Annotated in this window: 11 protein-coding genes; 8 read left to right on the top strand and 3 right to left on the bottom strand. The window is 67.6% G+C overall.

The annotated features are described in order from the left end of the window. Positions 1–15: 15 nt before the first annotated feature. Positions 16–849, bottom strand: a complete 834-nt coding sequence (locus AC3IR9_RS11045) for a class I SAM-dependent methyltransferase (RefSeq protein WP_489290750.1) — start codon at positions 847–849, stop codon at positions 16–18. A gap of 77 nt (positions 850–926) precedes the next feature. On the opposite strand from AC3IR9_RS11045, the gene AC3IR9_RS11040 reads away from it, so the two are divergent. From AC3IR9_RS11040 to AC3IR9_RS11015, 6 genes are all read left to right on the top strand, one after another. Continuing rightward, positions 927–1,322: a helix-turn-helix domain-containing protein gene (locus tag AC3IR9_RS11040; RefSeq protein WP_489290749.1), complete on the top strand. Its 396-nt coding sequence runs from the start codon at positions 927–929 to the stop codon at positions 1,320–1,322. A gap of 100 nt (positions 1,323–1,422) precedes the next feature. Continuing rightward, on the top strand, positions 1,423–1,917 hold the full coding sequence (locus tag AC3IR9_RS11035; protein ID WP_489290748.1) for an RNA polymerase sigma factor: 495 nt from the start codon (positions 1,423–1,425) through the stop codon (positions 1,915–1,917). Between the two features lie 88 nt (positions 1,918–2,005). Further along, positions 2,006–2,971, top strand: coding sequence for a FecR family protein (locus AC3IR9_RS11030; protein ID WP_489290746.1), 966 nt, complete (start codon positions 2,006–2,008; stop codon positions 2,969–2,971). Between the two features lie 148 nt (positions 2,972–3,119). Next, positions 3,120–6,221 (top strand): TonB-dependent receptor, encoded by a 3,102-nt coding sequence (locus tag AC3IR9_RS11025; RefSeq protein ID WP_489290744.1) that lies wholly within the window; start codon positions 3,120–3,122, stop codon positions 6,219–6,221. Between the two features lie 100 nt (positions 6,222–6,321). Then, a complete protein-coding gene (locus AC3IR9_RS11020; protein WP_489290742.1) occupies positions 6,322–7,083 on the top strand; it encodes a Slam-dependent surface lipoprotein in 762 nt (253 codons plus the stop codon). Positions 7,084–7,185: 102 nt separating this feature from the next. Next, positions 7,186–8,673, top strand: coding sequence for a surface lipoprotein assembly modifier (locus tag AC3IR9_RS11015; RefSeq protein WP_489290740.1), 1,488 nt, complete (start codon positions 7,186–7,188; stop codon positions 8,671–8,673). Positions 8,674–8,713: 40 nt separating this feature from the next. On the opposite strand, the gene AC3IR9_RS11010 is transcribed toward AC3IR9_RS11015, so the two are convergent. Beyond that, entirely contained in the window at positions 8,714–11,326 is a 2,613-nt protein-coding gene (locus AC3IR9_RS11010; RefSeq protein WP_489290738.1) for a TonB-dependent receptor plug domain-containing protein, read from the bottom strand. 125 nt (positions 11,327–11,451) lie between these two features. Continuing rightward, entirely contained in the window at positions 11,452–12,792 is a 1,341-nt protein-coding gene (locus AC3IR9_RS11005) for an Nramp family divalent metal transporter (RefSeq protein ID WP_489295797.1), read from the bottom strand. A 148-nt stretch (positions 12,793–12,940) separates the two neighbouring features. Between AC3IR9_RS11005 and AC3IR9_RS11000 the strand changes: the two genes are divergently transcribed. Then, the gene (locus AC3IR9_RS11000; protein ID WP_489290736.1) at positions 12,941–13,714 is read left to right on the top strand and encodes a hypothetical protein; all 774 of its coding nucleotides are present in this window, start codon (positions 12,941–12,943) and stop codon (positions 13,712–13,714) included. 65 nt (positions 13,715–13,779) lie between these two features. Then, positions 13,780–14,757 carry a zinc-binding dehydrogenase gene (locus AC3IR9_RS10995; RefSeq protein ID WP_489290735.1) on the top strand — a complete coding sequence of 326 codons (978 nt, stop codon included), beginning with the start codon at positions 13,780–13,782 and terminating at the stop codon, positions 14,755–14,757.

The following is a 14,757-nucleotide window of genomic DNA, read 5'->3' as shown; positions in this document are numbered from 1 at the left end:
GGGCGGTTCAGTGGCTCAGGGCGCGGTGGCGCGAAGCTCCCAGCACGCGGCGGTGAAGCGGACGGTGTCGCCGCTGATGAAGGGGGCGAAGGCCTGTTGGAGTGCGTCCAGAACGCGCCTGCGCACGGCCGCATCGATATCCGCGCTGCGCAGTGCGGCGCCCACCGGCCCCAGCAGCGAAACATACGTGGGCAGGTCTGCCGCGGGGATCGTGCAGGGGAGGTCGAGGGCGACGATGTCGATGTTGTCCCAGCCACTGGCCGCCAGCAGGGCGCCCACCCGTGCCCGATCGGCAAACGCGAATTGACCCGGGCCGTCGGCGATGCGCGCTGGCAGCGCGATCCATGGCGCGGCGGCGCGCTCGGCGGTGGTCATGAAGGGGTTGTCGGCTGCGCCGCGCCAGGCCAGCAGCTGCAACGCTCCGCCACGCCGGGTGGCCTGGCGCAGGTTGCTGAACGCCTGCACCGGATCCTCGAAGAACATCACCCCGAAACGCGACACGATGTGGTCGAACGCCGCCGGTGCGAAACGATGCCGTTGCGCGTCGGCCTGCTCGAACGACAGCGGCAGGCCGGTGCCGGCGGCGCGTTCGGTGGCACGGGCGATCATCGGGGCGGAGATGTCCACGCCGGTACAGTGGCCGCCGTTGCCCAGCCGCCCGGCGATGGACAGGCTGACCGCGCCGGTGCCGCAGCCCACGTCGAGCACGCGCGCCGGAGCACCGGCAGGCACGCTCTGTGCCAGGTGCTCGGCAAGCTGCGCGAACATCTGGTCCAGCAGGCGTTGCGCTTCCACCCAGACCTGGCCGGAGGGGCCATTCCACAGTGCGTATTGTGCGGTGTCGCTCATGATAGTCCCCGGTCCCGGCTTGCCAACGATGGCGCAAGTGCGCACTCTGCCACTTCAAGTGCACTTGAGGTCAAGCGATGCGTGAGCTGGATATCGCCGAGGTGGCACGTCGCGCCGGGCTGGCGGCGTCGGCACTGCGGTTCTACGAGCAGAAGGGCCTGATCCAACCGCTGGGCCGCCGTGGATTGCGCCGCGTATACGCAGAGAGCGTGCTGGAACGCCTGGCCCTGATTGCCCTGGGCCGCGCGGCGGGACTGTCGCTGCAGACCGTGGCGACGATGCTCGCCGCCGAAGACGGTAGCGGTCTGGATCGCGCGCGCCTGACCGAGCAGGCCGACACGCTGGACCGCAGCATCGCGCGCATGACCGCGATGCGCGACGGCCTGCGCCATGCAGCGGCGTGCCGCGCGCCCAGCCACCGGGCGTGTCCGCGCTTCCGGGCCTTGATGCGGGTGGCCGCCCGGGCCGGATGACGGCGCGCGACCCTATCCGTATTCAGGGTTTGCCCCTAGACTGGCCCGGTCGGACCGTCGCCATCACGCCCATCATTCCCGGTTCCGCGCTGGTTTGCGCATGCCCCCCAATGCTGATGCCCTGGTCGAACTGCTGATTCGAGAGCGACCTGCCTTGTCCCGGTTCCTGGGCCGTTACCTCGATCCACCCAGCACCGAAGACACCCTGCAGAACCTGTACCTCAAAGCGAGCGCCGTGCCTGGCGACCCGCCGATCGTGGACATCCGCGGTTATCTGTATCGCATGGCCTACCACCATGCCCTCAACCGCCGCCAGGCCGACACCCGTGAACGCCATGCGCTGGCGGGCGTGGCCCTGCAAAGCACTGGCGACGGTGAGGATGGCGAGCGCACCGCGCTGGCGCAGGCGCAGCTGCGCGAGATCACCCAGACCATCCTGGCGCTGCCCGAACCAGTACGCCGTGCCTTCGTGTTGAACCGCTACCTGGGCCTGTCCGAGCGCGAAATCGCCTTGCGCATGGGTATCTCCAAGAGCCTGGTGGGCAAGCATGTGCTGCGCGCGGCGTTGTTGATCCAGCGGCACCACGGCGCATGAACAGGCCTGCATTGCGGTGTGGGCAACGCGCGCCCTGGGTTGTCTGTACTTCCATGGATGCCGCGCGGCGGCACAGCAGGTGGCCCGCATGACCGATACCTCCCAACCCACGCCGCAGCAGTTGCGCCAGGCGCTGCGCTGGTCGCTGCGACAGGCCGGCGAGGACTTCGATGCGCGTGCCCAACGCGGCCTGCAGGCATGGCTGGAGGCCGACCCGCGGCACCGGCTGGCATTGGCCCGGCAACAGGCATTCTGGCAGCGCGTGGATGCGGCCGGCCCGGCGGTGCTGGCAGCGCTGCCCGGTTTGATCGAGCCCTTGCCGGTCGCGCGTCGGTTGCCACGGCGACGTCGTTGGCAGTCACGTCTGTTGGCGCTGGCCGCTGGCGTGGCGCTGGCGATCGGGCTGGGACCGCCGTTGCTGCTGGAGTTGCGCAGCGACCTGCTCAGTGGCAGTCAACCGCGCACCGCCAGGCTGCCCGATGGCAGCAGCGTGGTGATGGATGCGGACACCGCACTGGCGCTGGCCTTCCGTGACGGGCAGCGCCAGGTGCAGGTACTGCAGGGCCGCGCGTGGTTCGACGTGGCGCCTCAGCCGGCGCCCTTCGTGGTGCGCGCCGGTGCGGGCGAGGTGGAGGACATCGGGACCGCGTTCTCGGTGGCGCTTGAGCACGGTGCGGTGATCGCCGCGGTCAGCAGTGGCGAGATCGAGGTGCGTACCCGCGCCGACATGACCCGCCGGGTTCAGGCGGGCCAACAACTCGCCTTCGATGCCGACGGCGTGCTGTCCGGAGCGCCCGTGTCGCTGGGCAGCGACGAAGTGGCGCCCTGGCGGCGCGGCGAGGTGCTGCTGGACCGTGTCCCGGCCTACGAGGCGATCGCGCGGATGGCACGGTATCGGCAGGCGCCGGTCTGGATACTGCGGGGCGGCCGGGCGTCCTCCCCGGTGTCGGCGCTGTTCCACACCGATCAGCCTGATCCGGCCATCGAGGCGATTGCCGGGCAGGGCGGGATGCAGCTGCGACGCCTGCCGGGTGGGGCGATCGTGGTGTGGTGAGCGCAGGTCCATCATTGGTGTGGGCAGATCGCGCGTCGGTTTGTCTTTACTGACATAGCCAGAGCGAAACACGGTTTCTTCTCAAGCCACGCGCGCCCTCGATGCTGGAAGCATCGACGGCAACGTCCCCCTTGAGGAGTCACGTTCGATGTTGTCTGTAGCTGTTCTCCGGCGCCGCCGGGCCTTCACTGCCGCCCTGGCTGGCAGCATCGCCGCCGCCCTGGCCGTGGCGGCGGCCATTCCCGCCGCGCAGGCACAGGCCGCGACGACGGCCGCGCCCTCTTTCGACATCCCGGCACAGCCGCTGGACGGCGCGCTGCGCCAGTTCGGTCGGCTGGCCGGGGTGCAGCTGGTGTTCCGCAGCGCGCTGGCCGACGGCCGGCGTTCAACCGCGTTGCAGGCCAACCTGCCCACCGAGCAGGCGCTGCAACAGCTGCTGCGTGGCACCGGCCTGGTGGCCAGAAGGCTCGGCCCGGGGCGCTTTGCGATCGAAGCAGGGTCGACCACCGATTCGGGCGTGACCGTGACCGACACGCTGCGGGTCGGCGCCGCACCGATCGATGCCACCGGCGCGGCCCGCGACCTGCGCGGCTATGACCAGGTGTTCGAGCTGGACCGTTCCACCGTCTATTCCGGCCGCGACCGGGTGGAGCGTTACAAGGGCTCCAACCCGGCAGACCTGGTCAAGGACCTGGTGGGCGTGTTCAGCGGCGACGCGCGCAACAGCGGGGCGCTGGACATCAACATCCGCGGCATCCAGGGACCGGGCCGGGCGCCGGTGACCATCGATGGCACCGAGCAGGCGTTGACCGTCTGGCGTGGCTACAACGGGGTGGGCAACCGCAACTACATCGATCCCAACCTGATCGGTGGCATCCAGGTGATCAAGGGCCCTGGCCTGGTACGCGATGTCCACACCGGCATCGGCGGTGCGATGGTGATCAAGACCCTGGATGCGGACGAAGTGCTGGCCGAGGGCGAGCGCTTCGGCGGGGAGTTCAAGCTGGAGGGCAGCAGCAACGCGGTGGATCCGCGCATTCCGCGGCTGCACACCGGTGAGGACTACCGCACGGTGGCGGGCTTTCCGCAGGGTTCGCCGGCATCGCCGTACACCGACCAGACCCTGCGCGTGGACCTGACATCGCGCGGCCGCGAAACCAACGTGTTCGCCGGCGAGGACCATGCCTACCGGCTGGCACTGGCCGGGCGCGGCGAGCACTTCGACGTGCTCGCCGCGTACGCCTACCGCGACCGTGGCAATTACTTCTCCGGCACCCACGGTGCCGGCTATTACCAGCAGGAGGGCGACCGCTCGCAGGCCGAGGACTACATCCGGACGCTGGCACTGGCCTTCAAGCCCGGCGATGAAGTGCCCAACACGTCCAGCCAGCAGGAGTCGTGGCTGCTCAAGGGGAGCTGGCGGATCAGCGACGAACAGCTGCTGCGGCTGACCTGGCGCGACACGCTCTCGCACTATGGTGAAGTCATGCCGTCGCGGATCGACAGCAGCAGCGGGGCGGTCCAATGGCCGCTGAGCCGGGTCGAGGCCGAGTCCTGGAACCTGGAGTACAAGCACCAGCCGGCCAACAGCCGCTGGCTGGACCTGTACGTCAACCTGTGGCGCACCGACACCGTCAGCGATACCTACAGCGCCGGTGGCTTTCCCAACTACGCCCAGGGCAACCCACAGTGGGACCCGGCGTGGAGCCCGATCCTCAAGAACACCGCACTGGCCAATGCACGCAGCACCCGCGACGGGGCGACTCTGAGCAACCGCTTCGCGCTGGGAGACACGTTCGATCTCACCGTCGGTGGCAATATCCAGCATGAAACGCTGCGCTCGGACGATCCGTACTTCGGTGCCTCCGATGGCTGGCGGATGTACCCGCGTGCCGGCCGACGCCACGAGTGGGAGGGCTACTTCAATGCCGAATGGCGGCCGACATCCTTCCTGACCTTTACCGCCGGCATGCGCTACAGCGCGTACTGGGCGTTCGATGACTTCCTCGAGGCACACCCGGAGCTGCTGACCCGTACCGCCGATACCTGGGAGGCACGCTATCGGGTTGCCGTGCGGATCAGCGCCGAGGAGATCCAGGCCGAGGTGGACCTGTACGAGGCCACCCGCGCAACCTGGGAGTCGTTCGGGATGGGCGACATCGTCGACCAGTGGATCGCCGCCGCGCGTGCCAAGGCCGGCACCAGTACGGTGCAGGAGCAGGCGCTGCCCTGGAACCCCGATGCGCAGGGCAACTACACGCGTGCGGGCAATCCCTGCCTGAATGGTGAGATCGCCGCGCTGCCGGGCATCCAGCCCTATGTGGTCGGTGCGCCGGGGCTGTGCTCGGTCACCACCGCCATGAAAACCGAGACGGTCGCCGGCAGCAACCCGCGGCGCCGCGGCCATGCGTGGCTGCCCACGTTCTCGGCCACGCTGCATTTCAGCGAGGTCAACCGGCTGTACTTCCGCTACGCCGAGGCCATGCGCTTCCCGAGCATGTTCGAGAGCACCATCGCCTTCTCCGGCAGCCTCAATCCGTTGTATCCGCTCAAGCCCGAGCACGCCTACAACATGGAACTGGCGTACGTGCACAACCTGTCGTCGCTGTTCAACGGCATGGCCACCGCGGACGTCAAGCTGGGTTACTTCGTGCACAAGACCCGCGATGTGATCGAACGCGACAACCTGTTCCTGTTCAACAACATCGACAAACAGACCCTGCGTGGCCTGGAATTCCAGGGCCGCTACGACAGTGGGCGCTACTTCACCGACCTGGGGGTCACCCGCACCTTGGAAAACAAGGTGTGCGACGAGAGCTCGGCGGTGATGCTGGACCGCACGCGCGGCGAGGTGCCCAACTGCGTGCAGGACGGTTTCATCGGCGGCTACCTGATCACCCAGGCGGTGCCACGCCTGTCGATCAACGGGGCCATCGGGACGCGCCTGTTCGACAACCGCCTGGAAATGGGCAGCCGCGTGGTGCATTACCGCGGCCATCACAATCCGGACCTGGACGCCTACCGGGCAATGAAGGAAGCGCGCGCCAGCCTGCTCTGGGTCAACGTGCCCTTCACCTGGGGCAGCATCACCACCGTCGATGCCTACGCCTCCTGGAAGCTGGCGGCCAATGCCAGCATCGACCTGGTCGGCAGCAATCTGACCAACCGCTACTACGTCGATCCCGCCACGCGCTCGACCATGGCCGCCCCGGGCCGCAGCTGGAAACTGGGGTTCACCGCGCGTTTTTGACTCTTTCCATCCGTATTGGAGGCCTCGCCATGAGCCCGTGAACCGTACCACTGCCGGATCTGTCTGCATCACTCACTCCATCCATTGCAAAGGTAATGTCATGAACATCCGCATCTCCCTCTCCCTGCTGGCCGTGGCCAGCCTCACCGTGCTCGCCGGCCATGCCCAGGCGGCCGACATCGTCGGCGCCAACAGCGCCGCCAGCAGTACCGAGTTCAACATCAGCGTCGGTGCCTCCCAGGTACAGGCCGGGCCGCACAGCCGGGACAAGGCCGGGATCGGCGTGTCCACTGTTTCGGGTGGGCTGAAGGTCGATTTCGCCGGCCTCAGCGCCTACTCGGGCAAGACCACGATCGGCAGCACCACCGTGCAGACCTTGAATGCGCCGATCACCGGCACGCCGGGCAGCCACAGCGGCATGGGCTACTTCAGTTTCGTCAAGGTCGGTTCGGGCGATGTGTGGTTCGGTGAATGGTCCAGGGACGGCGCCAGCACCTTCAGCAACCGCCAGGTCTATTACGTGGGCGACCGCACCGGCACCACGTTGCCGGCCGGTACTGCCAGCTACAGCGTGGCGGGCTTGAACAGGTTCAGCGGCGCCAACCTGTTGACCGGTACCTTCAACGCCAACTTCGGTACCGGTACGTTGATCGGCACGCTGAGCGGCGGTGGCCTGAACCTGGGCATCAATGCGGCGATCAACAGCAGCACGGCCGGCTTTGCCGGTGCCGCGGCCGCCAACGGCGTGACCGGCACCACCCAGGGCCAGTTCTTCGGCGCCAATGCGGCCTCGCTGGCGGGCATCGCCACCTTCGCCGGCAACAGCCAGTACGACACCGCCTTCGGCGGCACCAAGAACTGATGGCCTCGCCGGTGTGACGCACCGGCAGCGTCATTGATGGATCGGGCAAGGACAAGCCGCCAATCGCCAGTCCTTGCCACACCCCAGCTGCGGGATACCTAGATGCACTTTCGTATTTGCACCCGCATGTTGGCGGGTTGCCTGATCCTGCCCGGCTGGCTTGCCGTGCAGCCGCTGCACGCACAGGAGCGCGACGATCTGCGCCGGGTACTGGAACAGGGCGTACAGCAGCGCAGCCACGACCGCGAACGGCAACTGCTTGCCGAGGGCGGCGAAGGCGAACGCCCCACCGTGACCATCGACGGCCAGACCTATACCGTGGCGCACACCGCCAACGATGTCGGCCAGGCGCTGTACCTGGCGCTGCAGCACCAGCAATGGGACACCGCGCAGCGTTTCCTCACCGATTACCTGACCCTGGCCGACCGCGACCCGCTCCTGGTGCACTACGCACAGGGCGGATTGGCGCGGGTGGCCGGCCATTACACCCGGGCGGCAGCGCAGTACCGCATGTTGCTGCAGACCCAGCCGGATTTCCTGCCGGCGCGGCTGGAGCTGGCGCGCGTGTTGTTTGAAGACCAGCAGGATCGCGAGGCCACGGCCCTGTTCGCGGCCATCGACGAGGGCATCGATACCCGTGACGCGCGTACCCAGGGCGTGCGGCGCAGTGTGCAGACCTACCGTCAGGCCCTGCGCGACCGTGCCGGGTGGAAGGGCTCGCTCGCACTGGGCCCCACCTGGAGCGACAACATCAACCGCACCTCGGCCAGCCGCACCTGCCTGCTTGCCGATGGCAGTGGTACCTGTTTCATCGAACGCCAACTGCCGGCGGCCATCCGCGCGCGCGGGCTCGACTACGACGCCAGCGCCGAGCGGCGCTGGGCGCTGGGGGGCCACCATGGGCTGTATGCACGCGGGTTGGCCTATGGCCAGGCATTCGCCGGGCAGGCCGGGTACAACGAACTCAACCTCACCCTTCAAACTGGCTACAGCTGGCGCAGCGGCCGGCACAGCGCCGCGCTCGCCCCCTCGTTGGACTACCAGGCACTGGGCAACAGCGCCCTGTTCGCGGCCTGGGGCCTGCATGGCGACTGGAGCTGGACGATGTCGCCCCGGCAGCTGCTGAAGCTGGAGGCGGACTGGAAAGCACCCCGTTACCGCCGCGCCGCCTATGCGAACCAGTACGACGGCAGTAGTAGTGCGCTGTATGCGACCTGGTTCCAGGGCCTGGGCCCTGGCTGGACGCTGTTTGGCGGTATCGACCTGCTCGACAGCGATGCACGTGAGCCGGCCAACGGGTACCGGCAGTACGGCATGCGGCTGGGCGCGGTACGGCAATGGCAAGGGCTCAGTGCCACGTTGTTCGCCGCGTTGCGCCACCGCGACTACGCCGCCTACAGCCCTTTGCTGGAAGCGACCCGCCGCGACGACGAGCAAAGCTGGATCGCGGTGCTCAAGGCAGAACGGTTCGCCATCGGCGGCCTCATTCCCAGCCTGACCCTGCGCTACAACCAGGTGGACAGCACCGTGGGCTGGCTCTATGGGTATGACCGCAGCCAGCTGAGCCTGAAGCTGGAGCGGCCATTCTGACCCTCGTCACGTTGCGTGCGAAACGTTGCGTGCGAAACCCTCAGAACCGGTATTTCGCGCCCAACGACACGAATGTGCCACGCAGGTTGTACTGGGTGATGTCAAAGCCGTTGGAACCGCCGGCCGGATCGAATGGCGGATCCTTGTCGGTGAGGTTCTGCACCGACAACGACAGCGTGGTTTTCGGCAGGCCGGTGTAGGCCACGTACAGATCCAGCTGATGGTAGGCCTTGATGCGGTCGCTCAACCCGGGGTTGCTGGTCTGCGTGGCCACCTGCTGGTCATAGCCGGCCACGTACTGCAGGCTCAGGGTGCTCTGCCACTCGCCCAGCGCCCAGTTCAGTGACGTGGTGCCACGTGTGCGCGGCAGCGCACCCAGACGATTGTTGCCCGCGCCTTCCACGGCCGCCTGGCCGGCCACCAGCGGCTGTTTGAAGCTGAGCAGGTGGCTCCAGCTGCCCGCCAGGGTCAGGGCGCCCCAGCTATCGGTGCGGAACGTGCGGCTGATATCCAGGTCGATACCGGAGGTGGTCAGTTCGCCCTGGTTGGCATACTGGTTGGTGATGATCTGGATACGCCCCTGCGCATCGCGCTGGACCCGGCCGGGGAACAGCTCGGGGTTGTTGACGATGAACTGGGCGTTGTCCGGCTTGATCAGGTTGTCCTGTTCGATCCGGTACAGGTCCACCCCGATGCTGGTGTCTGCATCGGGTGCCCACACCGCGCCGAGGTTGTAGTTCCTGGAACGTTCCGCTTCCAGGTCCGGATTGCCGGTGCGCAGGTTGGTCACGCCACGGCTGCCCCCGGGGGCCAGCGGGTCGAAGGGATCCACCACCGAGCCATAGCTGATGGTCTGGCCCTGGGCGATCTCCGGCAGCGAGGGCGCACGGAAACCGCGCGAGAACGACCCGCGCAGCAGCAGCGCGTCCAGTGGCTGCCAGCGCAACGCCACCTTGGGCGAGAATGCATTGCCAAAGTCATCGTAATGATCGCCGCGCCCGGCCAGCTGCAGTTCCAGCGTGCGGTGCAGCGGCACGCTGAACTCCGCATAGGCCGCACTGACCCTGCGCTCACCGTCCACGATGTTGATGGCCGGTCGCAGTTCGGTACCGGACAACACCTGGGCGCTGGTGCGCGCATCCAGCGACTCGCGCCGCAGCTCGGCGCCCCACGCAAAGCCGATCGGCCCGGCGGGCAGGTCGAGGAACGACGTCGATGCCTTGATGCTGGCGGCATCCAGCTGGTACCACCCCGGGCGCTTGGTCTGCAGGCGCAGCGCTTCCAGCGCGGCCGGCGTGCTGGCCGGATTGAGGAAATCGTAGCTGCCATCGCGCAGGACCTGCTCGAACGCGTAGCGGTCGACGAAGTTGTCCACGTACTCGCGCTGCTCGCTCTGCGAGGTCTCCGCGGCCACTTCCCAGTCCCAGCGTGCGGTCTTGCCGCGTGCGCCAGCCAGTACCCGGTAAAACACCTGGGTGTTGTCCTTCAGGCGCGGGCCGAGGTCGAAGAAGGTGTACTCGAATGGCAGCGGCGCGCCGGTCGCATTGTTGGGATGCCCCACCGGCAGCACCGCCGGAACGTCCACCAGCGTTCCGGTCGCCGGGTTGTAGGCGCGCAGGCCGGGGCCGACGGTCAGCGGTGCGCTGAAGATCTGGTCGGCCTGGTTGTGGCTGTACAGCACATCGGCGAACAGCTCCAGCGAATCGCCGAAGCGCCGGGTTGCGCTCAGTGACGCCTGCAGGCGCTCGGCGCCGGGCTGCAGGGTCTTGAACGGTTGTGCGTTGAAGGCGCACGCGTTGCCGGGCAGGGTGCTGCCGAAATCGCTGTAGGGGCGCAGCGCGCTGCCGGTCGGGCAGGGCGCGAACGGAGTGGGCTGGCGCGGATTGGCCAGCCCGTTGCCGCCGGCGGTGGACCAGCCGGCCAGGCGACCGCCGGCACGGTCACGGAAGTCACCGCTGCGCGTGTAGCGGCGCTCGTCGGCATCCAGGCGGTCGCGCTTGAGCAGGTCCAGCCCGAACAGGACGTTCCAGCCATCGCGGTCGAGGTTGCCGATGCCCAGCAGCAGGTTGGCCTTTTTCTCGTCCAGCCCGCCCTGGGTTGCGCTGCCGAATGCACCGCCGACTTCCACGCCTTCAAAGTTGCGCCGCAGGATGATGTTGATCACCCCGGCGATCGCATCGGAACCGTACACCGCCGAGGCGCCATCCTTGAGGACCTCGATGCGCTCCACCGCGCTGATCGGCAATGCGTTGAGGTCGACGAACGTATCCTGGGTGTTCAGCGCGAAGCCAAAATTGGCGACCCGGTAGCCGTTGACCAGCACCAGGGTGTTCTTCGGGCTGAGCCCGCGCAGGCCGATCGAGGCCGAGCCGGCGGCGAAGCTGCCGGTGTACTGCTCGTCGTAACTGTTACCGGCATTGGCAGAGAGCGAGCGCAGCACATCGGTCAGGGTCGACTTGCCGGACTGCTCGATCTGCTCGCGGCTCACTATCTGTACCGGATTGGGGCCGGCGGTGTCGGTACGTTTGATGTTGGAGCCGGTCACCACCACGGTCTGCAGGGTGGTGCTGTCGGTGGTCGGTGCGGTCTCGGCAAGTGCGGGTGCGGCAATCACCAGCGCGATGGCGCTGGTCAGAACACGAAAACGAAGCATGGGGCAGTCACATCGGATGGGCGGGCCAGTAGTCCATGGCCGCCGCAGTGTGCCCAATGGCCTTCCTTCATCCATTCATAACGAATGGAACTGAATGGGCGTTTTCCGCGAACATTGGCCTTGTTTCAGCCGGCCAGCGTCGCCACCAGCAGTTTCCCGTTGAGCACCAGGATCACCGCGGCGATCAGCCACGACAGGCCGATCAACCAGCGCGGTGCCACCAGGGCGCCCATCTTCGTCTTGTCCGACACGAACCGCACCAGCGGGATCACCGCGAACGGCAACTGCATCGACAACAACACCTGGCTCAGCACCAGCAGCCGCGCGGTGCCCTGTTCGCCGTAGATCGCGGTGACGATCACCACCGGCACGATCGCGATGCCCCGGGTGATCAGCCGCCGTGCCCACGGGGCGATGCGCAGGCGCAGGAATCCTTCCATGACGATCTGCCCGGCCAGCGTCGCGGTCACGGTGGAGTTGATTCCCGAGGCCAGCAATGCCACCGCGAACAGGGTCGAGGCCAGCCCCACGCCCAGCATCGGCGCGAGCAGTTCGTAGGCCTGTTCGATCTCCTGCACGTCGGTGCGGCCGTGCGCATGGAACACCGCCGCGGCCAGGATCAGGATCGACGCGTTGATGAACAACGCCAGCATCAGCGCGACGGTGCTGTCGGTGACCGCCCAGCGCAGCGCGCTGCGACGGCCTTTATCGGTACGCGGATAGGCACGGGTCTGCACGATCGACGAGTGCAGGTAGAGGTTGTGCGGCATCACCGTGGCGCCAATGATGCCGATGGCCAGGTACAGGGCGCGTGGATCGGTCACCACCTGCGCGCGGGGAATGAAGCCGCTCAATACGGCCTGCAGTGGCGGGGCGGCGAGGGCGATCTGGACCGCGAAACAGCCGAAAATCACCAGCAGCAGCGCGATCACGAACGCCTCCAGTGCACGGAAGCCGCGGTTCATCAGCAGCAGCACCAGCACCACGTCCACCGCAGTGATGATCGCCCCGGCCAGCAACGGGATCCCGAACAGCAGCTTCAGGGCGATCGCCGTGCCGATCACCTCGGCGAGGTCGCAGGCGATGATCGCGATCTCGCACAGCAGCCACAGGCTCAGGTTGACCGGGGTGGAGTAGTGGTCGCGGCAGGCCTGGGCGAGGTCGCGGCCGGTGGCGATGCCCAGCCGTGCCGACAGTCCCTGCAGCACGATGGCCATCAGGTTGGACAGCAGGATCACTGACAGCAGCAGGTAGCCGAACTGCGCACCACCGGCAATATCGGTGGCCCAGTTGCCCGGGTCCATGTAGCCGACCGAGACCAGGTAGCCCGGCCCGAGGAAGGCCAGCAGGCGGAACCACCAATGGCCTCCGCTGGGCACCGCGACGCTGGCGTTCATGTCGCCCAGGCTGGGGCTGTGCCCGGCTGCGGACGGCCAGGCGGGGGAGGTCTTGGGGCGGCGTTCGATATCCACGGCCGCAATATAGCAGAGGCTATGTTAGTAAGGCTTTGCAAATTCGACCATCCTGGTGGCCGATTCTGCGCGGTGTGCACCCATGCCACCGCCTTAACCGCGGAACCGGTATCGTCACCGCTCTTTGTGTTGGAGTGCGTGCATGCGTTGGATCGTGTTGTTGGCCGCGTTGGCCATGCCGGTGGTGTCCTGGTTCTCACAGTCCGGCGCGTTCGGTCCAACCAATGGTGCGATCTCCGATCACTATCCGACGCTGCTGGTCGCGGCCGGCTACGCGTTCGCGATATGGGGCGTGATCTTCCTGTGGGATGTGGCGTTCGGGCTGTGGCAGCTGCGCCGGCGCAAGCCGGACCTGGCCGGCGTGCGCGGCTGGGCAGCGGCGGGTTTCGTGCTGACGGCGGTGTGGATGCCGGTGTTCTCCGCTGCAGGGTTCCTGACTGCGCTGGCGATCATCTGGGCGGCGCTGGGCTGCATGCTGATGGCCGCGGTACGCGCTGCACCGCTGGATGCCAGTGGTGGCCAGCGTGCGTGGGCGGCCTACCCGCTGGCGCTGCATGCCGGGTGGCTGTCGATGGCCGCTTTCCTCAACACCGCGCAGGTGATCGTGGCGCACCAGTGGCTGCGCACCGATGACATGTTCGGCTGGAGCGTTGCCCTGCTGGCGGTGGCCACGCTGTTGGCCTGGTCGGTGAACCAGCGCCTGCGGGGCCACTTCGCCTACCCGGCGGCGGTGGTGTGGGCACTGGTGGGCGTCTATGCGAAGCAGTCCGGTTGGCGTTTGGCCGGTGCCGATACCGTTGCGGTGCTCGCGCTGTCGGTGGCCGCGCTGCTGGTCCTGCAGACGCTGATGCTGCGCGTACGCGCATGGCGGCAGCCGTCGGTGGCGATCGTCGCCGCCCACCGCCACCGCCGCTAGTTCCGCCGCTGCCGGGCAGCGTCCGGCAGTGCTGTCCCCCATGACGTAGCAACAGGAGAATCCTTATGCGCGCTGCACTGCATAAGCAGTTTGGTGATCCCGCCGTGGTTCTGCACGGCGGCCAGATGCCCACCCCACAACCGGGTCCGGGCGAGGTGCGGATACGCACCGTGCTCGCCCCCATCCACAACCATGATCTGTGGACGGTACGCGGGCAGTACGGCTACAAGCCGTCGCTGCCGGCGATCGGCGGCAGCGAGGGCATGGGCGTGATCGATGCCCTGGGCGAGGGCGTGGAAGGGCTGCAGGTCGGCCAGCGGGTAAGCGCGGCCTCGGTGCATGGCACCTGGGCCGGGCAGTTCATCGCGCCGGCCAGGATGGTGATACCGATGCCGGGCGGCATTGCCGATGAGACCGCGGCGCAGCTGATCGCCATGCCGCTCAGCGCGTTGATGTTGCTGGAGTACCTGCAGGTCAGCAGTGGCCATTGGATCCTGCAGAACGCGGCCAATGGCGCGGTCGGCAAGGCGCTGGCGATGCTGGCCAAGGCGCGTGGCGTGCACTGCATCAACCTGGTGCGCCGCGATGCAGGGGTGGCGGAGATGGAAGCGCTGGGTATCGAGTACACGGTGTCCACCGCGCAATCGACCTGGATGGCCCAGGTGCAGGCGCACGTTGGCACGGGATCGATCGCCGCGGCGGTGGATTCGGTCGGCGGGCGCGCCAGCAGCGAACTGATGACGTTGCTGGGCGATGGCGGGACACTGGTGTCGTTCGGGTCGATGAGCGGTGAGCCGATGCAGCTCAGTGCCGGCGACGTGATCTTCAAGCAGGCCACGGTCAAGGGGTTCTGGGGCAGCAAGGTGAGCCAGGCGATGGCGCCGGAGGACAAGCGCCGGCTGGTGGGCGAGTTGCTGCAGCTGGCGCTGCGTGGCGGATTGAGCCTGCCGGTGGACGCGGTGTTCGGCCTGGACGACGTGGCGGACGCGGCCAAGGCAAGCCTGCAACCCGGTCGCAGCGGCAAGGTACTGCTGCGCCCGTAG

The organism is Stenotrophomonas sp. GL_101 (assembly GCF_057835675.1).
The sequence above is the reverse complement of the archived record's forward strand: the minus strand, read 5'-3'. Positions and strand labels throughout refer to the sequence as shown.